Here is a 24,525-nt window from a genome sequence, read left to right as displayed (position 1 = left end):
TTGCGAGATAAACGAGTACCGGCACGGGCCCGACGCCACCCATACTCGGTCACGTGTTCCTGACGATCTCGACCACCGGTGACAAGACCAACCCCGCTACCGACATGGGCTTCCTCCTTCATAAGCACCCTGAAAGCCCCTTCTCGGCCCATCTGTCCTACGGCACCGCGCACGTCCTCTACCCCGAGGCGGACGCCGGGCGCTGCACGGCGGCGCTGCTGCTGGAGGTGGACGCGGTGGCACTGGTCCGGCGCGGCAAGGGCAAGGGCCGCGGCGGCGCCCCCGACGCCGCCCTCGCCCAGTACGTCAACGACCGCCCCTACGCGGCGTCCTCGCTGCTTGCCGTCGCGCTGAGCGGCGTCTTCTCCAGCGCGATGCGCGGCGTGTGCAAGGCCCGCCCGGAGCTCCCCGGGCAGCCGCTGCCGCTGCGTATCGAGATACCCGTACTGCCCGCGCGCGGCGGCCCCGCCCTGGTGGGGCGGCTCTTCGAGCCGCTCGGCTGGACGGTCACGGCCGACCCGGTGGCCCTGGACACCGAGTTCCCGGAGTGGGGCGACTCGCGGTACGTACGCCTGGTCCTGGAGGCGGACACCCTCACCCTCGCGCAGGCCCTGCGCCACCTCTACGTGCTGCTCCCCGTCCTCGACGACGCCAAGCACTACTGGGTCTCCTCCGACGAGGTGGACAAGCTGCTGCGCGCCGGCGAGGGCTGGCTGCCCGGCCACCCGGAACAGAAGCTGATCACCAGCCGTTACCTCACCCGCCGCTGGTCGCTGACCCGTCAGGCGCTGGAACGGCTCGAGCTGGTCCGGCTGGCCGAGGCGGACGACAGCGACGTCGAGGAGATCGACAACGCCGTCGAGGCGGACGCAGAGGCCGAGGAGAGGCCGACCCCGCTCGCCGTGCAGCGCCGGGACGCGATCGTCACCGCGCTCGGTGCCTCCGGCGCCGCCCGTGTGCTCGATCTCGGCTGCGGACAGGGCCAGTTGGTGCAGGAACTGCTGCGGCACCCGGCCTTCACCGAGATCGTCGGCGTCGACGTGTCGATGCGCGCGTTGACCATCGCCTCCCGGCGGCTCAAGCTGGACCGCATGGGAGAGCGGCAGGCGGCGCGCGTGAAGCTCCTCCAGGGCTCGCTGTCGTACACCGACAAGCGGCTCAAGGGGTACGACGCGGCCGTGCTCAGCGAGGTGATCGAGCATCTCGACCTGCCGAGGCTGCCCGCCCTGGAGTACGCCGTGTTCGGCGCGGCCCGCCCCCGCACGGTCCTCGTGACCACCCCGAACGTCGAGTACAACGTCCGCTGGGAGAGCCTGCCGGCCGGGCACACCCGGCACGGCGACCACCGCTTCGAGTGGACCCGCGAGGAGTTCCGCGCCTGGGCGACCAGGGTCGCCGAACGGCACGGTTACGACGTGGAGTTCGTACCCGTGGGGCCGGATGACCCGGAGGTCGGCCCGCCCACCCAGATGGCGGTGTTCGTGACCGGGGACAAGTCTGTGACCGGGGAAAAGTCCGTGACCGGAGACAAGAAGGAGGCGAAGGCGGCATGACCCGCGAGGCCACCACCGGAGCCCAGCCCGGAGCCCAGGCCGGAGACCGGCCCGCCGGGAGCCGCGGCCGGGCCCTGCCCGTCACCGACCTCTCCCTCGTCGTGCTGATCGGCGCCTCCGGCTCGGGCAAGTCCACCTTCGCCCGCCGCCACTTCAAGCCCACCGAGGTCATCTCCTCCGACTTCTGCCGCGGCCTGGTCGCCGACGACGAGAACGACCAGAGCGCCTCCAAGGACGCCTTCGACGTCCTGCACTACATCGCGGGCAAGCGGCTGGCCGCGGGCCGCCGCACCGTCGTCGACGCCACCAGCGTCCAGCAGGACGCCCGGCGTCAACTGGTCGAGTTGGCAAGGCAGTACGACGTGCTGCCGATAGCCGTCGTGCTCGACGTGCCCGAGGAGGTGTGCGTCGAGCGCAACGCGGCCCGCGCCGACCGCGCCGACCTGCCCCGCCGGGTCGTCCAGCGGCACATCCGCGAACTCCGCCGCTCCCTGAGGCACCTGGAGCGCGAGGGATTCCGCAAGGTGCACGTCCTGCGCGGAGTCGAGGAGGTCGAGAACGCCACCGTCGTCACCGAGAAGCGGTACAACGACCTCACCCACCTCACCGGGCCCTTCGACATCATCGGCGACGTCCACGGCTGTGCCGCCGAACTGGAGTCGCTGCTCGGCGCGTTGGGCTACGCCGACGGCGTGCACCCCGAGGGCCGCACCGCGGTCTTCGTCGGCGACCTCGTCGACCGCGGCCCGGACAGTCCGGGCGTGCTGCGCCGGGTGATGTCGATGGTGAGGTCGGGCAGTGCGCTGTGCGTCCCCGGCAACCACGAGAACAAGTTCGGCCGGTACCTCAGGGGCCGCCAGGTCCAGCACACCCACGGGCTCGCCGAGACCATCGAGCAGATGGAAAAGGAGAGCGAGGAATTCCGTGCCGAGGTGCGGGAGTTCGTCGACGGCCTGGTCAGCCACTACGTCCTCGACGGCGGCCGGCTCGTCGTCTGCCACGCCGGTCTGCCGGAGAAGTACCACGGCCGCACCTCCGGCCGGGTCCGCTCGCACGCGCTGTACGGCGACACCACCGGCGAGACGGACGAGTTCGGCCTGCCGGTGCGCTACCCGTGGGCGGAGGACTACCGGGGCCGTGCCGCCGTCGTCTACGGCCACACCCCGGTCCCGGAAGCCACCTGGCTCAACAACACCATCTGCCTGGACACCGGCGCGGTCTTCGGCGGCAAGCTCACCGCGCTGCGCTGGCCGGAGCGGGAACTGGTCGACGTACCGGCCGAGCGGGTCTGGTACGAGCCGGCCCGCCCGCTGCGCACCGAGGCCCCCGGCGGGCAGGACGGCCGCCCCCTGGACCTCGCCGACGTGCACGGCCGCCGGGCCGTGGAGACCCGGCACGCCGGCCGGGTGGCCGTACGCGAGGAGAACGCGGCCGCCGCGCTGGAGGTCATGAGCCGCTTCGCGATCGACCCGCGCCTACTGCCGTACCTTCCGCCGACCATGGCCCCCACGGCCACCTCGCACCTGGACGGCTACCTGGAGCACCCGGCCGAGGCGTTCGCCCAGTACAGGGAGGACGGGGTGGAGCGCGTCGTGTGCGAGGAGAAGCACATGGGCTCGCGCGCGGTCGCCCTGGTCTGCCGGGACGCGGACGCGGCCGCCGAGCACTTCGGTGTCGAGGACGGCTCGGCCGGATCGCTCTGCACCCGCACCGGCCGCCCGTTCTTCGACGACACCGCGGTCACCGAGGAGATCCTCGGCCGGCTGCGCACGGCGATCACCGACGCCGGGCTGTGGGACACCCTCGGGACCGCATGGCTGCTGGTGGACGCGGAGGTGATGCCGTGGTCGCTGAAGGCGTCCGGGCTGCTGCGCTCCCAGTACGCCGCCGTGGGCGCCGCCAGTGGCGCGGTGTTCCCGGGCGCGCTGGCGGCCCTGGAGAGCGCCGCCGCCCGGGGCGTCGAGGTGGGGGGCCTGCTGGAGCGCCAGCGCGAACGGGCCGACGCGGCCGAAGCGTTCACGCGGGCGTACCGCCGTTACTGCTGGACCACCGACCGGCTGGACGGCGTACGCCTGGCCCCCTTCCAGATCCTCGCGGTCCAGGGCCGCAGCCTCGCGGGGCTGCCGCACGACGAGCAGCTCGCCCTGCTGGACCGCATGATCGAGCACGACGCCACGGGCCTGCTGCAGACCACCCGGCGCCTGTACGTCGACCCCGCCGACCCCGAGTCGGTACGGGCGGGCGTGGACTGGTGGCTGGAGATGACCGGGCGCGGCGGCGAGGGCATGGTCGTCAAGCCGGTCGAGGCCCTGGCCCGCGACCGGCAGGGCCGCCTGGTGCAGCCCGGCATCAAGTGCCGGGGCCGCGAGTACCTGCGGATCATCTACGGCCCCGAGTACACGCGCCCCGACAACCTGGCCCGGCTGCGCGGCCGCTCACTCGGCCACAAGCGGTCCCTGGCGATCCGCGAGTACGCCCTCGGCCTGGAGGCCCTGGACCGCCTCGCCGACGGCGAACCCCTGTGGCGGGTCCACGAGGCCGTCTTCGGCGTCCTGGCCCTGGAGTCGGAGCCCGTCGACCCGCGGCTGTAGCGGACGGACGCGTACGGCGACCTTGCCGGCCCGGGCGGATCTCCCCGCCCGGGCCGCCCCGGCTGGCCGGGCCGGCCGGTTGGAGGGTCCCGGCTGCCCCGACCCTCCGGCCGGGCCGTCCCGGCTGCCCCGACCGGCCGGCCCGAGGCCGATGTCCGACCCGTCCGCGGAGGGGTGAATCTCCCCTCGGGTGGTCAGGATGGAGTCATGACCTACCACGTCGACTCCGAGGCCGGACGGCTGCGCCGTGTCATCCTGCACCGGCCCGATCTCGAGCTCAAAAGGCTCACCCCCAGCAACAAGGACGCCCTGCTGTTCGACGACGTGCTCTGGGTGCGCCGGGCGCGCGCCGAGCACGACGGGTTCGCCGACGTCCTGCGCGACCGGGGGGTCGCCGTCCACCTCTTCGGTGACCTGCTCGCCTCCACGCTGGACGTCCCGGCGGCCCGCTCGCTCGTCCTGGACCGTGTCTTCGACGAGAAGGAGTACGGCCCGCTGGCCACCGACCACCTGCGCGCGGCCTTCGAGACACTGCCGTCGGCCGAACTGACCGAGGCGCTGGTCGGCGGGATGACCAAGCGGGAGTTCCTGGACGTCCACCCGGAACCGACGTCCGTGCGCTTCCACGCCATGGAACTCGACGACTTCCTGCTCCGCCCGCTGCCCAACCATCTCTTCACCCGCGACACCTCCGCCTGGATCTACGACGGTGTCTCCATCAACGCCATGCGGTGGCCCGCCCGGCAGCGCGAGACCGTGCACTTCGAGGCGATCTACCGGCACCACCCGCTGTTCCGCGACGAGGGCTTCCACCTCTGGTCCGAGGGACAGGCCGACTACCCGTCCACCATCGAGGGCGGGGACGTCCTGGTCATCGGCAACGGCGCGGTACTGATCGGCATGAGCGAGCGGACCACCCCGCAGGCCGTGGAGATGCTCGCGCACAAGTTGTTCGCCGCCGGGTCCGCCGAGACCATCGTGGCCCTCGACATGCCGAAGAGGCGTGCCGTGATGCACCTGGACACGGTGATGACGATGGTCGACGGCGACACCTTCACCCAGTACGCGGGCCTCGGCATGCTCCGTTCGTACACCATCGAACCCGGCTCGGGGGACAAGGAACTGAAGGTCACCGACCATCCGCCGGAGCACATGCACCGCGCGATCGCCGCCGCGCTGGGGCTCAGCGAGATCCGGGTGCTGACCGCGACCCAGGACGTCCACGCCGCCGAGCGCGAGCAGTGGGACGACGGCTGCAACGTCCTGGCCGTCGAGCCGGGCGTCGTCGTCGCCTACGAGCGGAACGCCACCACCAACACGCATCTGCGCAAGCAGGGCATCGAGGTGATCGAGATCCCCGGCAGCGAGCTGGGCCGGGGCAGGGGCGGACCGCGCTGCATGAGTTGCCCGGTCGAGAGGGACGCGGTCTAGAGGGCCGCGGTCTAGAGCGAGGCCGTGGCCGGGCGTACGCGCGCGCCCGTCTCCTCACCGCCACCACCAGCTTGCATAGAAATTCTGATACTCGTATACAGTTACATTCGTCCCTGTACCTGCACCTCTGGAGCGCCCCATGGCGACAGTCCCGACCGCCCTCGCCGGCCGCCACTTCCTCAAGGAGGTGGACTTCACCGCGCAGGAGTTCCTCGGCCTGCTCGACCTGGCCGCGGAGCTGAAGGCCGCCAAGAAGGCCGGTACCGAGACCCGGTACCTCCAGGGCAGGAACATCGCGCTGATCTTCGAGAAGCCCTCGACGCGCACCCGCTGCTCCTTCGAGGTCGCCGCCGCCGACCAGGGCGCCTCCACGACGTACATCGACCCGAGCGGCTCGCACATCGGGAAGAAGGAGTCCGCGAAGGACACCGCGCGGGTGCTCGGCCGGATGTTCGACGCGATCGAGTTCCGGGGCGACTCCCAGGCCACCGTCGAGACCCTCGCCGAGTACGCGGGAGTGCCCGTCTACAACGGTCTGACCGACGACTGGCACCCCACCCAGATGCTCGCCGACGTGCTCACCATGACCGAGCACAGCGCCAAGCCGGTCACGGAGATCTCCTTCGCCTATCTCGGCGACGCCCGCTTCAACATGGGCAACTCCTACCTCGTCACCGCGGCCCTGCTGGGCATGGACGTCCGTATCGTCGCCCCGAAGACGTACTGGCCCGCCCAGGAGGTCGTCGACCGGGCGCGCGCGCTCGCGGAGTCCAGTGGGGCCCGCATCACGCTCACCGAGGAGATCGCCGAGGGGGTCGCGGGCGCGGACTTCGTCGTCACCGACGTCTGGGTCTCGATGGGGGAGCCCCAGGAGGCCTGGGACGAGCGGATCGCCGCCCTCGCGCCGTACGCGGTGACCATGGACGTGCTGCGGGCCACCGGCAACCCGGACGTCCGCTTCCTGCACTGCCTGCCGGCCTTCCACGACCTGGGGACGCAGGTCGGCCGTGAGGTGTACGAGAAGCACGGACTGGAGTCGCTGGAGGTGACCGACGAGGTGTTCGAGTCGGCCCACTCGGTCGTCTTCGACGAGGCGGAGAACCGGATGCACACGATCAAGGCGGTCCTCGTGGCGACCCTGGCCTGAGCCGGCGGAGGAGGCCCCGGCCGGTCCGCTCAGCCGGGGCGGCGCTGGCGCGGCACCGCCGGCAACCGGAACCACACGGCTTTGCCGGACTCGGTCGGGCGGTGCCCGCACGACGAACTCAGGGTGCGGATCAGCAGCAGCCCGCGCCCGTGCTCCTGCCAGGGGTCCGGCTCGCCGCGGGTCGGGCGGGTCAGATCGCCGGGCGGCTTCGGATCGGCGTCGTGCACCTCGACCTGGCACCCGGTGGGCAGCAGCTCCACCACCAGCTCGATGGGCTTGCCCCCGGAGGTGTGCTCCACGGCGTTGGCCACCAGCTCGGCGGTGAGCAGCTCCGCCGTGTCACAGTCCGCGGCGTGCTGCCGCTCGGCCAGCGCGGTACGGACCAGCGCACGGGCGACGGGCACGGCCGCGGTGGTGTGCGGCAGTGCGACGCGCCAGGAGGCGGAGGTCGAGGGTTCGTACACGCTGGATCCGATCATGGAGAGCAGGCAGGCGTTCCTACTTTCAATTACTCAATGGTACGGCGTCACGCCCATGGGGTGTCGCCGATCCGTGACGGACGTCACGAAATCGGGGGCTGCGCTCGTCAGGGCCTCCCGGCCCGCCGGACAGACCCCGGAGCCCATCGCATCGATCATGCCCAGGTCGCCTGTAGCGCAATCACGACGGTGGTCACGGATGAGTGATGGCGGCAGCGGAAGGAAGCTTCGCGAGCCGCGAGCCGCGAGCCGCGGGTCACGCGACACGTGTCACGTGGCACGTGTCACAGGCCGGCGAAGACCGCCCCCGCGTCCCGCAGGCGTGTGTGCAGGCCGCGGAAGACGTTCGCCGAGCGGATTCCCGGCCAGCCCTCGGGGAGTAGCCCAGGAGGCAGCCCGGGGTCGGTGTAGGGGAGGTGGCGCCAGGAGTCGAGGGCGAGGAGGTAGTCGCAGTACGCCTCCTCGGGCGGGGTGTCCTCACGCTGCCGCCAGGCGTCCAGCACGTGCGCGTGACGCTCCAGGAACGCCTCGTGCTCCTCGGCGATCCCGGCCAGGTCCCACCAGCGGGCGACCACCTCGGCGGTGGGCGTGAACCCGAGGTGCTCGCCGCGGAAGAGATCGACGTAACCGTCCAGCCCCAGCCGTTCCAGGGTGTGCCTGGTCTCCTCGTACAGCCGGGCCGGCGCGATCCACACACCTGGGGCGGCGGTGCCGAAGCCGAGGCCGGACAGGCGGGAACGCAGGATGTGGCGCTTCTGCCGCTCGGACTCCGGCACGGAGAACACGGCGAGCACCCAGCCCTCGTCCCCGGGGCTCGCGGCGGCGTGGACGCGGCGGTCGCTGTCGTCCAGCAACCGCCGGGCGTCCGGCGACAGTTCGTAGCCGGCCGTGCCCTGGGCGGTGCGGGCCGGCAGGAGCAGCCCGCGCCGCTTGAGCCGGGACACCGAGGAACGCACGGCGGGAGCGTCGACGCCGACCGCGGCCAGCAGCCGGATCAGCTCGGCGACGGGCACGGGGCCCGGCACGAAGCGGCCGTATGCGCCGTAGAGCGTGACGATGAGAGACCGTGGGGCAGGCTGGTCGGACACGTTGATCATCTTAGGTCGTGCCGATCGGCGCCCTCCCCCCGGGCATCGGCATCACGCCTGGTCATCTCCCGTACCGGACAAGGAGGTTCCGGTACGGGGGAGACGGGCCGGTGAGACGTCCGGGGCGCAGGCCGGTCGCGTAGGACAGGTTGGAGGTGGCGGGTGTGCCGCGCGGTCTTCGGCACGTACCGCTGCCTGGACGCCTCCGGGCCGGTCCTCGTCGGCTCCTCCGTCCACCGGGGTGCCGCCCGCACGCGGTACGGCGTCGGCGGCACCCCGGCGGTGTGCGACGGCGAGACCCACAGCTGGGAGAACACCGGAAGGGCCCCCTCCGACGCCCTGGAGGCCGGTGCCGCCGACATCGAGGCCACCCTCACCGAACTGCGTTCGGTCGACGGCCTTCTGCTGACCGCGCTCCACGCGGTCCACCGGCAGGAGGTCACCCTGGTCCGCAGCTGAACGAGGGGCGCCCGCCCGCCTGCCGTTCGGCCGGCCCGGACCGGACCGGCCTGTCCGCCGGTCCCCGGATCAGAGCTGCTCGGCCGGCCAGGCCAGCAGACGGGCGCCGATGACCGCGGTCTGGAGCATGTAACGGTGGTCGGGGTCGGCCGGGTTGGCGCCGGTGAGCTTGTGGATGCGTTCCAGACGGTACGTCAGGGCACGCACGCTCAGTGAGAGCCGGCGGGCCGCCTCCGCCGCCACGCAGCCCGATTCGAAGTACGCGGTGAGCGTGTCGAGGAGCGGCTCGGCGCCGCCCCGGGCCGTGGTGAGCGGACCGAGGGTGTTGTGGACCAGGTCGGCCATGGCCTGGCGGTCGCGGGCGAGGACGGGGTAGACGAGCAGCTCGGCGGCGCGCAGCACCGGCTCGTCCAGCCCCAGCCGTTCGGCTATCTCCAGCGTGCTCAGAGCCTCTTCGTACGACTGGACGACCCCGCCGGGTCCGGACTGTGGGCGGCCGATGGCGACCTGGCCGCCGTCGGTGGCGGCGTGCGCCTGTTTGGCGAAGTACGTGAGCACCTCGCCCTGGTGTCCCGGCGCGACGCACAGCAGCCGCCCGTCCTTGGTGGTGAGCAGGATGCTGCGGTCGCCGAACCGGGAGATGAGGGCCTGCTCCACCTGTCGCGGCACGGCGTCCCCCTCGTCGTAGGCGACGGGGCCCCGGGCGACGGCGACCGCGTGCTCATGGGAGAGCCGCAGGCCGAAGCGTTCGGCGCGCTCGGCGAGCCGGCCGAGGTCGCTGCGGCCGTAGAGGAGGTCGTCGATGAACTCCCGCCGGGCCGCCTCCTCCTGCCGGACAGCCAGCCGCTGCGCCCGCTCGTAGCCCTCGGCGAACGCGTCCACCGCCTGCTGTACGGCGGCGAGCGCCTCCTCGGCCGAGTCGTCCTGGCCGCGCGGCCAGGCGTCACGCGCGGCGATCAGGTGGGTGCGGACCAGGGCGCGCAGTCCGAAGCCCGCCTCCGCGGCCCGTTCTCCCAGGTTCCGGCGGGAGGCCAGTTCGTCGCGGGACAGGCGCCGGCCCGTGGCCGCGACCTCCTCCAGGATCCGGGCATAACCTTCGAGATACTCCTTGGAAAACTCCCGCTCCACCACGCCGCTCCCCGAATCCTGACGCATCCTTGATGCACTCTTGACGCCGTCCTGACGCGCGATTTGATCCACACCCGGCATGCAGACCCTAGTGAACATTGCCGGAACCCGGCAATGCGGGGGCGGTAGTCGGCCGGGCATCATGGTCCGCGGGGAGCGCCGCGGACGGTTCCGATGCCTGGCACCGGCAGGTGCGGGGCACCGGAACCGTCGAGGGCCGGTGCGGTCGTCGGCGCAAGCCGTCGGAAGGACGCGGAACGCGGGACGCGGGGATCGGGAAAGGGGTGGCCGGGGATGTACATGATCGCGGAGGCCGCCACGGGTCTGCCCACGCTTCTGCTCACCGCCGCCCTCGTCGTGGCGGCCGGCTTCTGGCTGCTGGTGGCCGTCGGTGTCACCACACCGCAGGCCTTCGACTCGGACGCGGATCTGGACGCCTGGGGAATGGGCGGGGTGCCGGTAGCCCTCGCGCTCTCCCTGCTGACCCTGTTCGCCTGGCTGCTCGCCACCGGTGTGACCGTGCTGCTCGACGCGTACGTCCCCCGCGGGCCCGGCGCCGGACTGCTGCGCCTGCCGGCCCTGGTCGGAGCCCTGCTCGCGGCCTGGCGGCTCACCCGCTTCTTCGTGCGTCCGCTGCACCGCCTGTTGCCCGACGAACCCGGGCCGTCCCGGTAGTTCCGCGGGTCAGGCGGGAACCGGGGCGGTTCACCCGGCGTGTCTCGTGGCGGAGCCGGCGCGCGGCTCCCGTGCGGGCCACGCGTGCCGCACCACCGAACCACCGCCACACAGCCATCACTTCGTAGGCCACGTCACCACCACGTCACCACCACGCCGCCACCGAGCCGTCCGGGCCGAGCGGCGTGGGGGCGGCCCCGCCCGCCCCACGTTCCGGCGCCCGGCGCCGACCTGTCACTTCCGTCCGTCACCCAGTTCCGAAGGACGTATCCCATGGATGCTGCCACCGTGGGCATCGCCGTGCTCGTCGGCGTCTGCCTTCTCCTCGCACTCGTCGTGCTGTTCATCATGTCCAAGCTGTTCCGCAAGGTGGAACAGGGCAAGGCGCTCATCGTCTCCAAGGTCCGCAAGGTCGACGTGACCTTCACCGGTCAGGTCGTGCTGCCGGTGCTGCACAAGGCCGAGGTGATGGACATCTCGGTGAAGACCATCGAGATCACCCGGGCCGGCAAGGAAGGCCTGATCTGCCAGGACAACATCCGCGCGGATATCCGCATCACCTTCTTCGTCAAGGTCAACAAGACCGTGGAAGACGTCATCAAGGTGGCGCAGGCCGTCGGCACCGCGCGGGCCAGCGACCGGAACACGCTGCAGGAGCTGTTCCACGCGAAGTTCTCCGAGGCGCTGAAGACCGTCGGCAAGCAGCTGGACTTCACCGACCTGTACACCAAGCGCGAGGAACTGCGGTACCGGATCATCGAGGTCATCGGTATCGACCTGAACGGCTACCACCTCGAGGACGCGGCGATCGACTTCCTGGAGCAGACGCCGCTCGCCCAGCTCGACCCGGGCAACGTCCTCGACGCGCAGGGCATCCGCAAGATCACCGAGCTGACGGCCGTGGAGCACGTCCGCACCAACGAGGCCCAGCGCAGTGAGGAGAAGGAGATCACCCGGCAGAACGTCGACGCGCGCGAGGCGATCCTCGAGCTGGAGCGCCGGCAGACCGACGCCGAGATCAAGCAGCGCCGGGAGATAGAGACCGTACGGGCCCGCGAGGAGGCCGAGACGGCCCGGGTGATGGAGGAGGAGCGGCTGCGTGCGCAGAGCGCCTTCCTGCGCACCGAGGAACAGCTCGGAGTGCAGCGCGAGAACCAGGCCCGTGAGGTCGCCGTCGCCGCCAAGAACCGCGAGCGGGTCATCGCCGTGGAGAGCGAGCGCATCGAGAAGGACCGGATGCTCGAGGTCATCGCCCGCGAGCGGGAGACCGAGCTGACCCGGATCGCCGCCGACAAGGAGGTCGAGGCGGAGAAGCGCGACATCGCCGAGGTCGTCCGGGAGCGGGTCGCGGTGGACCGCACGGTCGCCGAGCAGGAGGAGTCGATCAAGAGGCTGCGGGCCGTGGAGGAGGCGGAGCGGGAGCGGCAGGCCGTCATCATCGCCGCCGAGGCCGAGGCGCAGGAGAAGCTGGTCAAGGACATCAAGGCCGCGGAGGCCGCCGAGGTGTCCGCCACGCACCGTGCCGCCGAGGAACTGACCCTGGCGGAGGCCCGGCTGAAGACCGCCGAGCTCGACGCCCAGGCCAAGCTGCGGATGGCCGAGGGCATCCAGGCCGAGGCCGCCGCCGAGGGCCTCGCCGCCGTGCAGGTCCGTGACAAGGAGGCCGAGGTCATCGAGAAGGCCGGCCGTGCCGAGGCCGAGGTGGCCGAGGCCCGGATGCGTGCCGAGGCCGAGGGTGCGCGGGCCAAGGCGCTCGCCGACGCGGAGGGCATCAGCGGCAGGCTCAGGGCGGAGGCCGCCGGTCTCACCGAGAAGGCGGCGGCGATGGCCGCGCTGGACGAGGCGTCCCGCGGGCACGAGGAGTACCGGCTGCGTCTGGAGGCGGAGAAGGACGTACGGCTCGCCGGGCTCGAGGTGCAGCGGCAGGTCGCCGAGGCGCAGGCCACGGTGCTCGCGACCGGTCTGGAGAGCGCCGACATCAGCATCGTCGGCGGGGAGTCCGTGTTCTTCGACCGGCTGATGTCGTCGATCTCGCTCGGCAAGAGCGTCGACGGGTTCGTCCAGCACTCCGGTACCGCCCAGGCCCTCGCCGGGCCGTGGCTGGACGGTTCGGGGAGCTTCACCGACGACCTGAGCCGCATCCTGGGCTCCGTGTCGAGCGCCGACGTGCAGCACCTGACGGTGTCCGCGCTGCTCATGAAGCTGATGAAGTCGGGCGGCGAGAACACCGGTCAGATCAAGCAACTGATCGAAAAAGCTGGGGAGTTGGGCCTCGCTGACACACCGCTGGCCGTGTTGAACGGCCACGCCAGGGCCTGATCACCCCCCCGGTCGGGGAGCCGCCGCACAGGGGACGGCGGCTCCCCGGCCACTCCCGTTCGAGAGGCAGCCATGACCACCGGCACCCACGAGACGCCCGGCACGGGCACCCACGAGACGCCCGGCACGGGCACCCACCAGGAGTCCGCCGCGGGCGCGCACGACCCGGCAGGCGCGGGCGCAGGCACCGGCGTCCACGAGACGGTCGACGGCGGCGCCTACCAGGTGCTGCGCGACCGCCTGACCGCGCGGGCCGCCGAACTCGCGCGGCGCACCGAGGCGTTGAACCGGCTCCGGATCGACACCTTCGGCTCCGCCGAGCTGCGCCTCACCGGCACCGAACGGCTGCGCACCGACCGCGCCAGCGTGCCCCGCGACATCGTCGCCGTGGGCGACGTGCTCCTCTTCGGCTACGGTGCCCAGCCCCGCCCGGAGACGGACACCGCCGTCGGCGACGTCCTCGCCGCCCACGACCGCGACCTGAACCGGCTGCCCGACGACGCCGTGCCCGGACTCCTCGACGACCCCGCCTTCGTACGGGAGTTCGCCGCCCTGCACCGCTACTACCGCCAGGCCCGCCTGCTGCGGCTGCGCCGCGTCGACGGCAGGCTCCTCGCCGTGTTCCAGACCGGCGAGAAGGCCGGCGACATCCGCGTCCTGCGCTGGTCGGTCTCCGAGGACGGCCAGGCGGTCTTCCTCGACGCGCGCGGTGACCGCGACCACGCGCGCACCCCGGCCCCGGACATCGAATGGACCCGCACCACCCGCGAGGACCACGTCCTCGGCCGGCACCCGCACGTCTCCGTCCAGGGCGAGGTCTTCGTCGACACCCTCGGCGGCACCCTCACCGTCAGGACGGACAGCGACACCGAAACCCCCGACGGCATCCACACCGAACCGGTCGACGAGCCGCTCCAGGCCCTCGCCGACGCCGAGATCTCCTACGCCCGCGTCGGCGCCCTGATCCTGCTGCGCGTCCTGCCCTACAAGGAGACCGCGCACCGCCACCTCGTCTTCGACACCCTCACCCGTACCGTCGTCCGCCTCGACGGCATCGGACAGGGCTGCCGGCGCCTGCCCGAGGACCAGGGCATCGTCTTCCCCGGCGGCTACTGCCTGGCCGCCGGCACCCACAAGACGTACGGACTCGACACGACCGGCATGGAGTTCGAGCGCGAGGTGCGCTCGCCCAACGGCGAGGACGTGCTGTACGCCTTCCACGCACCCGGCCGGGGCCGCGCCCTGCTCCTGTCGTACAACGTGATCCGCAAGGAGGTCGCCGCACCGCTGAGCTGCCACGGCTGGGCGCTGTCCGACGACGGCGCGCTGACCCTGCTGCGGCCCGACGGCGACGAACCCGCCCGCGTCCACCCGCTCCAGCTCTGGCACTCGCCCTACGTCTCCGACACCCACGCCGCGGGCCGGCCCGTCGGCGACGGACCCCTCGACCGGGTCGGCAACGCCGACCTCGTCCGCGGCATCTCCGACTGCCTCTCCCTGGTCCGCTCCGTCACCGAGACCACCCCGACGACCGAGGTGTACGAGGCCCTGGCCGCCGCCTGCGTCCGCACGGCCGACGCCCACCACTGGCTCGGCGACCCCGAACTCGGCGACCTGCGCGGACCGTTGGAGGAGGTGCGCACCACCGCCGAACAGGTCCTGGCCGAGTTCGAGACCGTACGCGACCTCGGCCGCCGCGCCGCCGCCGCGCTCGACGAGGCGGCCGCCCGCATCGGCTCCGTGGTGCGCCGGCTGCGCGGCGAGCAGCCCCGCGAGGCCGCCGCCTGGGTCGCGGGCCTGACCGAACTGCGCCACGCCCAGGGCCATCTGCTGACCCTGAAGGAGATGCGGTACGCCGACCACGCCCGCATCGACGAACTCGCCGACGAGGCCGGACACGACCTCGACTCCTTCGGCCGGCGCGCGGTCACCCACCTCGCCCACGAGGACGCCTTCGCCGCCCACCACGCCGACGTCGAACGTCTCGTCGCCGACGCCGAGCAGATCGGCACCGCCGCCGAGGCCGTCCCCGTCGCCGGCCGCCTGGACGAACTCTCCGACGGGCTGAGGACGGTGACCGAAGTCGTCGCCGGACTCGACATCGGCGACGCGACCGTCCGCACCGCCGTACTGGAACGCGTCGCCGAAGCCCTCGGCGGCGTCAACCGCGCCCGCGCCACCCTCGACGCCCGCCGCCGCGGCCTGCGCGACCGGGAGGCCCGTGCCGGATTCGCCGCCGAACTCGCCCTGCTCGGACAGACCGTGACCGGCGCCCTCGCGGCCGCCGCCGACCCCGAGTCCTGCGACGAACAACTGACCCGCGTCCTCGCCCAGCTGGAGACCCTGGAGTCCCGCTTCGCCGAGTTCGACGACGTGCTCGGCGAACTCGCCGGCCAACGCACCGAGATCTACGAGGCGTTCGCCGCACGCAAACAGAGCCTCACCGACGCCCGCGCCCGCCGCGCCGAACAGCTCGCCTCCGCCGCCGAACGCGTCCTGGAGACCATCGCCCGCCGCTCCGCCGCCCTCGCCGACACCGACGAGGTCAGCACCTACTTCGCCTCCGACCCGCTGGTCGCCAAGGTCCGCCGCACCGCCGGTGAACTGCGCGACCTCGGCGACCGGGTCCGGGCCGAGGAACTCGACGGCCGCCTGCGCTCCGCCCGGCAGGAAGCCGCCCGCGCCCTGCGCGACCGCACCGACCTCTACGCCGACGGCGGCCGCGCCATCCGCCTGGGCAGCCACCGCTTCGCCGTCACCACCCAGCCCCTCGACCTCACCCTCGTCCCGCACGGCGACGGCCTCGCCTTCGCCCTCACCGGCACCGACTACCGAGCCCCCGTCACCGACCCCGCCCTCGCCGAAGGCCGCCGCTACTGGAACCGGCACCTGCCGTCCGAGTCGTCCGAGGTCTACCGCGCCGAACACCTCGCCGCCCGCCTGCTGCACGACCGCGGCCCCGACGCCCTGCACGCCGCCGACGACCTCGCCGCCCTCGTACGCCGGGCCGCCGAGGAGGCCTACGACGAGGGATACGAGCGCGGCGTCCACGACCACGACGCCACCGCCCTCCTCACCGCCCTCCTGCCCCTGCACGAAGGGGCCGGACTCCTGCGCCACGAACCCGCGGCCCGCGCCCTCGCCCTGCTCCACTGGACCCACGGCACCACCGCCGAGGAACGCGCCGACCTCACCCGCCGCGCCCGCTCCCTCGCCCGCGTCCGCGACGCCTTCGGCCCACCCCCGGCACTCGCCGAACTGCACGCCGAACTCGCCCGCACGATCGTCGACCGGTACCCCGACGCGACCACCCGCCCGGAAGCCTGCGCCGCCTACCTCTTCGACGAACTCACCACCGGACCCGAGGGGTTCGTCATCAGCGCGCAGACCCGCACCCTGCTCGACAAGTTCCGCCGCACCGTCGCGACCGAGGCCTACGACGAGGACCTGCCCGCCCTCGCCGATCTCACCGCCCGCCGCCAGCTCGTCGTGGCCTGGCTGTCCGCGTACGCCGCCGCCACCGGCACCCACCTCACCCCCGGCGACCTCGCCGAGGCCGTCGCCGCCGAACTCTGCCCGGAGGCGCCTCGCCACGAGTCCGATGCGCCCCTCACCGTCACCGTGGAGGGCCTGCTCGGCACCCACCCCCGCATCACCGACCGGCGTCTCACCTTCCGCCTGGACGAATTCCTCGCCCGCACCGCGGAGTTCAGGGACCACGACACCCCCGCCTTCCGCGCCTTCCAGCGCCGCCGCACCGCCCTGGTCACCGCCGAACGCACCCGGCTGCGCCTGGACGACCACCGCCCGCGCGTGATGTCGACGTTCGTCCGCAACCGCCTCGTCGACGAGGTCTACCTCCCGCTCATCGGCGACAGCCTCGCCAAACAGCTCGGCACCACCGGCGAGTCGGGGCGCACCGGCACCGGTGGCCTGCTGCTCCTCGTCTCCCCGCCCGGCTACGGCAAGACCACCCTCATGGAATACGTCGCCGACCGGCTGGGCCTCGTCCTGGTGAAGATCAGCGGCCCGGCGCTCGGCCACACGGTCACCTCCCTCGACCCGGCCGAGGCACCGAACGCCACCGCCCGCCAGGAGATCGAGAAGATCAACTTCGCGCTGGCCGCCGGCAACAACACCCTCCTCCACCTCGACGACATCCAGCACACCTCGCCCGAACTCCTCCAGAAGTTCATCCCGCTCTGCGACGCCACCCGCCGCGTCGAGGGCGTGTGGGAGGGCGAGCCGCGCACCTACGACCTGCGGGGCAAGCGCTTCGCCGTCTGCATGGCCGGCAACCCCTACACCGAGTCCGGCGACCTCTTCCGGGTGCCCGACATGCTGGCCAACCGTGCCGACGTGTGGAACCTCGGCGACGTCCTCACCGGCAAGGACGACGCCTTCGCCGCCAGCTTCACCGAGAACGCGCTCACTGCCAACACGGTCCTCGCCCCGCTCGCCGGCCGCGACCGCGGCGACCTCGACCTGCTGATCCGCCTCGCCGAGGGCGACCCCACGGCCCACGCCGACCGGCTCACCCACCCGTACGCGCCCACCGAACTGGACCGCGTCCTCACCGTGCTGCGCCATCTGCTCACCGCCCGCCGCACGGTCCTCGCGGTGAACAAGGCCTACATCGCCTCCGCCGCCCAGTCCGACGACGCCCGCAGCGAGCCGCCGTTCCGACTCCAGGGCTCCTACCGCAACATGAACAAGATCGCCCAGCGGATCCAGCCGGTCATGAACGACGCCGAACTCTCCGCCGTCATCGACGACCACTACGCGGCCGAGGCGCAGACCCTCACCACCGGCGCCGAGGCGAACCTGCTCAAGCTCGCCGAACTGCGCGGCACGCTCACCGCCGCGCAGGCCGACCGCTGGGCCGAGGTCAAGGCCGCCCACGTGCGCACCCACGCCCTCGGAGGCCCCGACGACGACGCCCTCACCCGCGCGGTCGCCGCCCTCGCCCTCCTCGGCGAGCGCATCGCCGCCGTCGAGTCGGCCATCACCCGCGCCGCCGGCCCCCGCCGGCTCGTGGCCAACCCGGTGGCCCGCGATGGGGCCTGCGGGGACGTCCACACGGGTGGCGCGTACTCGTCCTGATGCACGACGCGGCCCGGCCCTGAGGGGCCCCGAAGACCCCGGACAGGGACCCCATAAGGTTGTCCTGCAAGGAATCGAGGGAAGCAGCAAGTGGCACGTCCAAGCCCGTACTCGCCGCGGACTTCAGGATCGCGTTCGCCCGCCGAAGTTCCTTCGCCTCGCGCTTCAGCTCCGCGAGCCGGGCCGCGTCCGCGCTCGCCGTGGTGCCGGACACGCCGGCCTCCTCGCCCCCGGCACGCGCGACCCAGGTCCGCAGGGCTTCGGGACGCACATCGAGCAGGTCGGCGATCCGCTTGACCGCCCCAGTCCGCGCGGCGGGCTCCTTCCGGGCCTCGACCGCCATCCGCGTCGCACGCTCACGCGGTTCGTCGGAGTACTGACGGGGAGCAGCCACGATCGGCACCCTTTCGGGTCTTCGATGTCTCCATCAAACCCGGGGCGGTTCATGGGGGAACGGACCATGTTCGCGATGCCCAGGCGCTCGTGTGCGATCACGTCGTAGTCGCGGACCATCGCGAGCGCGGTCTGGTGGGCGTGGTCGGTGCGCCGGCGGCGTACTTTGCGGTGCAGCCCGGCGACTTTCTCGACCGCGTCGCCGCCGTCGGGTCGGCCCTCACCCGCGCCGCCCGCCGGTTTTTGGCGGATGGAGCACGTCACAGGCCGGTCGAGGCCACTGCCGCCAGTTCCTCCGGGGTGAGGGGGACGGTGGCCATGTCGGCCGACAGTCCCCACGCACGCAGCAGGCGCGCGGCCGCGATGCCCCATGGAAGCCGTAGGCCGGCCGCCTGAAGGAGCTCGCTGCGGGCCAGCATCCCGGCGACCGGCCCGGTATGCACCCCGGACGGCGTGAGCAGCGCGGCGTCGTCCGCCCAGCGCAGGGCGAGGTCCACGTCGTGGGTGGCCATGACGACCGTGGTGCCCCGCTCGCGCAGCCCGGCGAGGGTGGCGAGCAGCCGTTCCTGACCGTCCGGGTCGAGGCCCGCGGTCGGCTCGTCCAGGATCAGGACGCGCGGCCGCATCGCCACCGCTCCCGCGATCGCGGTCCGCTTGCGCTGCCCGTAGGACAGCAGATGCGTGGGCCGTTCGGCGAGGGCGGTGATGTCGAGCGCGGCCAGCGCCTCCGCCACCCGCGCCCGTACCTCCGTGTCGGACAGCCCGAGGTTCAGCGGCCCGAACGACACGTCCTGGCCCACGGACGCCGCGAACAACTGGTCGTCCGGGTCCTGCACCACCAGCTGCACCGTCGTCCGCAGCCGGGTCAGCCCCTTGCGGTCGTAGCGGACCGGCCGGCCCGCCACGGTCAACTCGCCCCCGCTCGGCCGTAGTCCACCGCTCAGCAGCCGCATCAGCGTGGTCTTGCCGCTGCCGTTGCGGCCCAGCAACGCGAGCGCGCGTCCCTCCCGCACCTCGAAGTCGAGGCCGGTGAGCACGGCCGGGCCGTCCTCGTAGGCGAAGGACGCGTCCCGCAGGGCGACCAGGGCGGATTCGTTCGGCGCGGACCCGTTCACGACAGAGGCCTTTCCAGGACGAGGGCGACGGCGGCCAACGCCGCGAGAAGCAACAGGCTCACGGCCGTGAACCGTACGGAGACACGCGCCTCGGGCACCAGGACGCGCAGCGTGCCGTCGTAACCGCGCCCGGCGAGCCCCGCCTGCAGCCGCGCCGCCCGGTCGAAGGACCGGACGAACGCCGTCGCCCCGAGACCGCCCAGCGAACGCCAGGACGCCGCCCGGGTGGTGTGCCCGAGCCGGGCCGCCTGCGCCTGGCCGATCCGGCGCACCGAGTCGAGCAGCAGAAAACTCATGCGGTACATCACCAGGGCCACGTCCACCAGCGGTGCGGGCACCCCGGCCCGCACCAGACGCGGCAGCAGGTCCGACATCGGCGTGGTGAAGGCGAACAGCAGCACCCCGAGGGAAGCCGCCGAGGTACGCAGCAGCAACTCACCCGCGCGCAGCGGCCCTTCGGGTGCCGGGGAAACGAACCCGTCCGGCCCGCCCACCTGCACCAGCAGCGTGAGCGCCCCGGTGACGCAGAAGCCCAGCGGCACCCGGTAGGCACGCCACAGCCGCCGGCCCGGCACCCCCGCCGGGCCCAGCAACGCCACGAGCGCGGTCACCAGCACCAGGGCCGCGCCCGGCCAAGGAGGCAGGGAGACCGCGAGCACGGTGAGCCCCAGCCCGAGCACGGCCTTGTCCACGGGATGGCGGCGGCGCCAGCGACTGCTGTGCGCCGCCGCGTCGATCGACAGCACGCGCGATCAGGCCCGGGGACCGGGGGAGAGCGCCTCGTCGGGGCGGCCCGACTCGGCATCCGGGCTGGTGTCCGGTCCGGCATCCGGTCCGTTACCGGGCACCGGCTGCTGCCGCCGTGCCCGTTCCTCACCCTGTCGACGCCCGCGCCGCACTCCGAAGTAGTACGCCAGGACCCCCGCACCGGCGGCGGCCTGGAGGGCGAAGAGCCCCGACTCGATCTCACCGGACGGAGGTTCGTACAACGGGGAGAACCACGGCTCGTAGTCCGGTTCGAGCTCGGTGATGGCGGTCTCCGCCTCGCCGTCCGCCCCGGCGAACGGCTCCTCCTTGTGGTCGCCGAGCCCGAGCGCCAGTGGCAGCACCGCGAGCGCGGCCACGGCGAGCAGCAGCAGGGCGTTGATCTTCGCGTTCCTGGTCATCGAGCCACCGTCCCGGTACCGGTCGTCCCCGTCGTGCCCGCCGTCTGCTTCGTCTCCGGCTCTGGCTCCGTTTCCGTCGCCGTCGTTCCCGTTGCCGCTCGCTTACCGGTCAACAGCACGCCGAGACGGGTCAGTTCGCCCTTGCTGGACTGCACCAGCAGGCGCATCACCAGGACGGTCAGCAGCCCTTCGCTCACCGCGAGCGGGATCTGCGTGACGGCGAAGATGGAGCCGAACTTGCCGAGCCCGCCAAGGAACCCGCTCCCCGGGTCGGGGAAGGCGAGCGCCAGCTGCACGCTGGTGACGCAGTACGTGGACAGGTCGGCGACGAACGCGCCGCAGAACACCGCGGCCATCAGCGGCGCCCCGTACCGCCGCGCCAGCCGGTACACGCCGTACCCCGCCCACGGTCCGACGATCGCCATCGAGAAGACGTTGGCGCCCAGCGTGGTCAGCCCGCCGTGGGCCAGCAACAGGGCCTGGAACAGCAGGGTGATGGTGCCCAGCACCGCCATGATCGGCGGCCGGAACAGGATGGCGCCCAGCCCGGTACCGGTGGGGTGGGAGCAACTCCCCGTCACCGATGGAAGTTTCAGCGCGGACAGGACGAAGGTGAACGCTCCCGAGGCGCCGAGCAGCAGCGTGCTCTCGGGATGTTCCTTGACTTCACGGATGAGCGACCGGGCTCCGTGGACGACGAACGGCGCCGCCGCGGCGCCCCAGGCGACCGCGTGCACCGGTGGCAGAAAACCCTCGGCAATGTGCATGGCTCAGCAGACCCTCTCCAGCACCTCGTGGATGGTTGACGCGCCTTGGCCGGTCTCCTGGCTGACGGGTACCACCGCCCGAACTCCGCCTTCCCGGGTCCCAGGTGGACCCAGTGGCTGCCCGTCGGTCCTGTCGGGGGGACAGGACCAGGGGCCGGAGCCGGACTTCCCGATCACAGTGGCGAGGGCCGCACCGGTATCGCACCGGATTTCCCGTTCACCAAGGCGTGGTGACAGTAGACCCGGATCCGGCCTGGTGACAAGCGGGTACGGGGGGCGCGCGGACGGCGGTCCGCAGCTCATGCCCCCGCGCGCACCTGCGGCCCTGACAGCGGGTGGGCGTGGATGTGCACAGGTGGCACATCGGCCGCCCCCTCGCCGCCTGCCCGGGCGGCCACTGTTTCGTCGAGACGTCGGCATGAGGGACCGGGGCCCTGGGCAGAACCTTGCTGCAATTAGTATGCAACAACGAATTCCGGTCAGTAGAGGTGTGAGGTTCGATGACGACCCGACGAATACGGCGTACCACCGGCGCGGCCACCACGGCCGCCGCGCTCGCGGTGGTCGCCGCCTGCTCGGCACCCACCGGCGGTTCGGGCACCGCCGCGGGCGGCGGCGGGTCCGCCGAGTCCGTGGTGATCGGGGTCCCCTCCGAACCCGACACCCTGAGCCCCCTGCTCGGCTACGGCAAGGACGGCAACTCCAAGATCTTCGACGGGCTGCTCGCCCGGGACGCCGACCTGAAACTGAAGCCCGCCCTGGCGAAGGCCCTGCCCGAGATCGGCGACGACGGCCGCACCTACACCTACACCCTCCGCTCCGGCGTGACGTTCAGCGACGGCGAACCCCTCACCGCCGAGGACGTCGTCTACACGTACGAAACGGTGCTCGACGACAAGACCAACAACACCGCCAAGAGCGAACTGGACGCCGTCGAAAAGGTTCGCGCGGACGGCGACGACAAGGTCGTCTTCACCCTCAAGTACCCGTACGCGGCCTTCGCCGCCCGCACCGTCCTGCCCATCGTCCCCGAGCACATCGCCGGCGAGCAGGACCCCAACACCGGCGCCTTCAACACCGAGCCGATCGGCACCGGACCCTACGTCCTCACCGGTTGGAGCAAGGGCGAGAAGCTCACCTTCAAGGCGAACCCGGACTACTGGGGCGGCGCCCCCGAGGTGAAGAAGATCACCATGGCGGTCATCGCCGACGACGACGTCCGCGCCACCCGCCTGCGCTCCGGCGACCTCGACGGCGCGACCCTCCCGCCCAACCTCGCCGCCACCTTCGAGAACGACGACGGCCGCACGACGTACCAGGCCACCACCTACGACTTCCGCGCCGTCACCCTCCCCACCGCGAACAAGGTCACCGGCGACACCGCGATCCGCCGCGCCCTCGACCTCGCCGTGGACCGCCAGGCCATGGTCGACAAGATCCTCGACGGAGCCGGCCGCCCCGCCTACGGGCCGCTGCCCCTCGACGACCCCTGGTACACCAAGGACATCGAACGCCCCCAGGACCTCGCCGAGGCCAAGAAGGTCCTCGACCGGGACGGCTGGAAGGCCGGCAAGGACGGCATCCGTGCCAAGGGCGGTGTCCGGGCCACGTTCACCCTCTTCTACCCCTCGGGCGACAAGGTCCGCCAGGACCACGCCCTCGCCTACGCCTCCGACGCCAAGAAGGCCGGCATCGACGTCAAGGTCGAGGGTGCCACCTGGGAGGTCATCGAACCCCGGATGGGCAAGGACGCCGTACTCGCCGGCTTCGGCAGCACCGGCGACCCCGACTTCGGCCTCTACACCCTGCTGCACTCCTCCCTCGCCGGCGACGGCTTCAACAACATGCCCCGCTACGACAACCCCGCCGTCGACAAAGCCCTCGAGGCCGGCCGCCGCAGCCAGGACCCCGAGGACCGCAAGGCCGCCTACGACGACCTCCAGCGCGAGCTCGTGAAAAACCCCGGCTACACCTTCCTCACCCACATCGACCACCTCTACGTCCTCGCCGACCGCTGGGAGGGCCTGACCACCCAGGTCGAGCCGCACGAGCACGGCTTCGCCAGCGGCCCCTGGTGGAACGCCGAGGACTGGCAGCCGAAGAAGCCGAAGAAGTGACCGCCCCGCCCTGGGGAGCGATGGCCCGCCTCGTGGCACGGCGGGCCCTGCTCGCCGTACCCGTCCTCCTCGTCGTCACCTTCGGCGTGTTCGCCATCGCCGCCGCCTCCCCCTTCGACCCCGTCAAGGCCTACGCCGGCACCGCCGCCCTCGGCGCCGACCAGGAGACCCTGGACCGGCTCCGGGACAACCTCGGCGTGGACCGCCCCTTCGCCGCCCGCTGGTGGGAGTGGCTGACCTCCGCCGTCACCGGCGACCTCGGCCAGTCCAGCGTGCTGCGGCAACCGGTCGCCGACGCGATCGGCGAACGGATCGTGTGGTCCACGCTGCTGTGCGCCGTCGCGTTCGCCGTCGCCGTCCTCCTCGGCACCCTGCTCGGCGTGCTCGCCGCCCGCCGCCCCGGCTCACTCCTCGACCGTACGGTCACCTCCCTCGCGTACTCCCTGGAGGCCGCGCCGGTCTTCTGGATCGCCCTGCTCGCCGTCTGGCTCTTCGCCCTCCAACTGGACGTCCTCCCGGCCGGCGGCCTCACCGACACCGGCAGCGACCAGGTCACCGCCGGACAGGTCGCACGCCACCTGATCCTCCCCGCCGGCGTCCTCGCCGTCTCCCAACTGCCCTGGTTCACGCTGTACGTCCGTCAGGGCGTCGGCGACGCGCTCGCCGAGGACCCGGTACGCGGCGCCCGCGCCCGCGGCCTCGGCGAACGCACCGTGCTCCTCGGCCACGCCCTGCGCTCCGGACTCCTGCCCGTCCTCACCCTCATCGGCTCCCGCGTGCCCGAACTCATCACCGGCGCCCTGCTGGTGGAGACCGTCTTCAGCTGGCCGGGCATCGCCGCCGCCACCGTCGAGGCGGCAACCGCCGTCGACTTCCCGCTCCTGGCCGCGCTGACGACCCTCGCCACCGCCGCCGTCCTCGCCGGAAACCTCCTGGCGGACCTCCTGTACGGACTGACCGACCCGAGGGTGAAGCTCAGTGAGATGTGATTCCG

18 protein-coding genes and 1 riboswitch are annotated in these 24,525 nt (G+C 72.3%); of the genes, 10 read left to right on the top strand and 8 right to left on the bottom strand.

What is annotated here, in order from left to right:
• Positions 1-53 precede the first annotated feature (53 nt).
• The 4 genes from ACFP2V_RS15545 (at position 54) to argF (ending at position 6,722) form a co-directional block, all read left to right on the top strand.
• The gene (locus ACFP2V_RS15545) at positions 54-1,553 is read left to right on the top strand and encodes a 3' terminal RNA ribose 2'-O-methyltransferase Hen1 (protein WP_381211643.1); all 1,500 of its coding nucleotides are present in this window, start codon (positions 54-56) and stop codon (positions 1,551-1,553) included.
• Complete coding sequence (locus tag ACFP2V_RS15540) at positions 1,550-4,144, top strand: polynucleotide kinase-phosphatase (RefSeq protein ID WP_381211640.1); 2,595 nt, start codon at positions 1,550-1,552, stop codon at positions 4,142-4,144. Before ACFP2V_RS15545 ends, ACFP2V_RS15540 begins: the two co-directional genes overlap by 4 nt.
• A gap of 207 nt (positions 4,145-4,351) precedes the next feature.
• On the top strand, positions 4,352-5,575 hold the full coding sequence (locus tag ACFP2V_RS15535; RefSeq protein ID WP_381211637.1) for an arginine deiminase: 1,224 nt from the start codon (positions 4,352-4,354) through the stop codon (positions 5,573-5,575).
• A 139-nt stretch (positions 5,576-5,714) separates the two neighbouring features.
• Positions 5,715-6,722, top strand: a complete 1,008-nt coding sequence (gene argF / locus ACFP2V_RS15530; RefSeq protein WP_381211635.1) for an ornithine carbamoyltransferase — start codon at positions 5,715-5,717, stop codon at positions 6,720-6,722.
• 29 nt (positions 6,723-6,751) lie between these two features.
• On the opposite strand, the gene ACFP2V_RS15525 is transcribed toward argF, so the two are convergent.
• The gene (locus tag ACFP2V_RS15525; RefSeq protein ID WP_381211632.1) at positions 6,752-7,201 is read right to left on the bottom strand and encodes an ATP-binding protein; all 450 of its coding nucleotides are present in this window, start codon (positions 7,199-7,201) and stop codon (positions 6,752-6,754) included.
• Between the two features lie 284 nt (positions 7,202-7,485).
• On the bottom strand, positions 7,486-8,298 hold the full coding sequence (locus ACFP2V_RS15520; protein WP_381211629.1) for a PaaX family transcriptional regulator: 813 nt from the start codon (positions 8,296-8,298) through the stop codon (positions 7,486-7,488).
• Positions 8,299-8,451: 153 nt separating this feature from the next.
• On the opposite strand from ACFP2V_RS15520, the gene ACFP2V_RS15515 reads away from it, so the two are divergent.
• On the top strand, positions 8,452-8,748 hold the full coding sequence (locus ACFP2V_RS15515) for a DUF6299 family protein (protein WP_381211626.1): 297 nt from the start codon (positions 8,452-8,454) through the stop codon (positions 8,746-8,748).
• A 69-nt stretch (positions 8,749-8,817) separates the two neighbouring features.
• Here ACFP2V_RS15515 and ACFP2V_RS15510 read toward each other — a convergent pair whose 3' ends face one another.
• The gene (locus tag ACFP2V_RS15510; protein ID WP_381211623.1) at positions 8,818-9,903 is read right to left on the bottom strand and encodes a PucR family transcriptional regulator; all 1,086 of its coding nucleotides are present in this window, start codon (positions 9,901-9,903) and stop codon (positions 8,818-8,820) included.
• 267 nt (positions 9,904-10,170) lie between these two features.
• Here ACFP2V_RS15510 and ACFP2V_RS15505 point away from each other — a divergent pair, with 267 nt between their 5' ends.
• The 3 genes from ACFP2V_RS15505 to ACFP2V_RS15495 all read left to right on the top strand — a co-directional run bounded on the left by ACFP2V_RS15505 (position 10,171) and on the right by ACFP2V_RS15495 (position 17,973).
• Positions 10,171-10,551 (top strand): hypothetical protein, encoded by a 381-nt coding sequence (locus ACFP2V_RS15505; RefSeq protein WP_381211620.1) that lies wholly within the window; start codon positions 10,171-10,173, stop codon positions 10,549-10,551.
• 273 nt (positions 10,552-10,824) lie between these two features.
• The gene (locus ACFP2V_RS15500; RefSeq protein ID WP_381211617.1) at positions 10,825-12,870 is read left to right on the top strand and encodes a flotillin family protein; all 2,046 of its coding nucleotides are present in this window, start codon (positions 10,825-10,827) and stop codon (positions 12,868-12,870) included.
• A gap of 72 nt (positions 12,871-12,942) precedes the next feature.
• The gene (locus ACFP2V_RS15495; RefSeq protein WP_381211614.1) at positions 12,943-17,973 is read left to right on the top strand and encodes a DNA repair ATPase; all 5,031 of its coding nucleotides are present in this window, start codon (positions 12,943-12,945) and stop codon (positions 17,971-17,973) included.
• Here the strand turns inward: ACFP2V_RS15495 and ACFP2V_RS15490 are convergent.
• The 5 genes from ACFP2V_RS15490 to ACFP2V_RS15470 form a co-directional block, all read right to left on the bottom strand.
• Positions 17,876-18,367 carry a transposase gene (locus ACFP2V_RS15490; RefSeq protein ID WP_381211611.1) on the bottom strand — a complete coding sequence of 164 codons (492 nt, stop codon included), beginning with the start codon at positions 18,365-18,367 and terminating at the stop codon, positions 17,876-17,878. The genes ACFP2V_RS15495 and ACFP2V_RS15490 overlap by 98 nt on opposite strands.
• A 259-nt stretch (positions 18,368-18,626) precedes the next feature.
• The gene (locus tag ACFP2V_RS15485; protein WP_381211608.1) at positions 18,627-19,481 is read right to left on the bottom strand and encodes an energy-coupling factor ABC transporter ATP-binding protein; all 855 of its coding nucleotides are present in this window, start codon (positions 19,479-19,481) and stop codon (positions 18,627-18,629) included.
• Entirely contained in the window at positions 19,478-20,227 is a 750-nt protein-coding gene (gene cbiQ, locus ACFP2V_RS15480) for a cobalt ECF transporter T component CbiQ (protein WP_381211605.1), read from the bottom strand. Before cbiQ ends, ACFP2V_RS15485 begins: the two co-directional genes overlap by 4 nt.
• Before the next feature lie 6 nt (positions 20,228-20,233).
• A complete protein-coding gene (locus tag ACFP2V_RS15475) occupies positions 20,234-20,647 on the bottom strand; it encodes an energy-coupling factor ABC transporter substrate-binding protein (protein ID WP_381211601.1) in 414 nt (137 codons plus the stop codon).
• Entirely contained in the window at positions 20,644-21,414 is a 771-nt protein-coding gene (locus tag ACFP2V_RS15470; protein ID WP_381211598.1) for an energy-coupling factor ABC transporter permease, read from the bottom strand. Before ACFP2V_RS15470 ends, ACFP2V_RS15475 begins: the two co-directional genes overlap by 4 nt.
• 30 nt (positions 21,415-21,444) lie before the next feature.
• Positions 21,445-21,654, bottom strand: a riboswitch (cobalamin riboswitch).
• A gap of 260 nt (positions 21,655-21,914) precedes the next feature.
• Between ACFP2V_RS15470 and ACFP2V_RS15465 the strand changes: the two genes are divergently transcribed.
• Both ACFP2V_RS15465 and ACFP2V_RS15460 read left to right on the top strand, forming a co-directional pair.
• The gene (locus tag ACFP2V_RS15465; RefSeq protein ID WP_381211595.1) at positions 21,915-23,531 is read left to right on the top strand and encodes an ABC transporter substrate-binding protein; all 1,617 of its coding nucleotides are present in this window, start codon (positions 21,915-21,917) and stop codon (positions 23,529-23,531) included.
• Positions 23,532-23,551: 20 nt separating this feature from the next.
• Positions 23,552-24,520 carry an ABC transporter permease gene (locus ACFP2V_RS15460; protein WP_381211831.1) on the top strand — a complete coding sequence of 323 codons (969 nt, stop codon included), beginning with the start codon at positions 23,552-23,554 and terminating at the stop codon, positions 24,518-24,520.
• Positions 24,521-24,525: the final 5 nt, after the last annotated feature.

Origin of the sequence: Streptomyces incanus, assembly GCF_042656345.1 — a bacterium.
Lineage (GTDB): Bacteria > Actinomycetota > Actinomycetes > Streptomycetales > Streptomycetaceae > Streptomyces > Streptomyces incanus.
This window is presented reverse-complemented; position numbering and strand designations above follow the sequence as displayed.

Coding starts and splice junctions, on each gene's coding strand:
- ACFP2V_RS15525 (WP_381211632.1), bottom strand. CDS start 7,201: ATGATCGGATCCAGCGTGTACGAACCCTCGACCTCCGCCTCCTGGCGC.
- ACFP2V_RS15460 (WP_381211831.1), top strand. CDS start 23,552: ATGGCCCGCCTCGTGGCACGGCGGGCCCTGCTCGCCGTACCCGTCCTC.
- ACFP2V_RS15500 (WP_381211617.1), top strand. CDS start 10,825: ATGGATGCTGCCACCGTGGGCATCGCCGTGCTCGTCGGCGTCTGCCTT.
- ACFP2V_RS15505 (WP_381211620.1), top strand. CDS start 10,171: ATGTACATGATCGCGGAGGCCGCCACGGGTCTGCCCACGCTTCTGCTC.
- ACFP2V_RS15510 (WP_381211623.1), bottom strand. CDS start 9,903: ATGCGTCAGGATTCGGGGAGCGGCGTGGTGGAGCGGGAGTTTTCCAAG.
- argF (WP_381211635.1), top strand. CDS start 5,715: ATGGCGACAGTCCCGACCGCCCTCGCCGGCCGCCACTTCCTCAAGGAG.
- ACFP2V_RS15470 (WP_381211598.1), bottom strand. CDS start 21,414: ATGCACATTGCCGAGGGTTTTCTGCCACCGGTGCACGCGGTCGCCTGG.
- ACFP2V_RS15495 (WP_381211614.1), top strand. CDS start 12,943: ATGACCACCGGCACCCACGAGACGCCCGGCACGGGCACCCACGAGACG.
- ACFP2V_RS15535 (WP_381211637.1), top strand. CDS start 4,352: ATGACCTACCACGTCGACTCCGAGGCCGGACGGCTGCGCCGTGTCATC.
- ACFP2V_RS15465 (WP_381211595.1), top strand. CDS start 21,915: ATGACGACCCGACGAATACGGCGTACCACCGGCGCGGCCACCACGGCC.
- ACFP2V_RS15475 (WP_381211601.1), bottom strand. CDS start 20,647: ATGACCAGGAACGCGAAGATCAACGCCCTGCTGCTGCTCGCCGTGGCC.
- ACFP2V_RS15520 (WP_381211629.1), bottom strand. CDS start 8,298: ATGATCAACGTGTCCGACCAGCCTGCCCCACGGTCTCTCATCGTCACG.
- ACFP2V_RS15540 (WP_381211640.1), top strand. CDS start 1,550: ATGACCCGCGAGGCCACCACCGGAGCCCAGCCCGGAGCCCAGGCCGGA.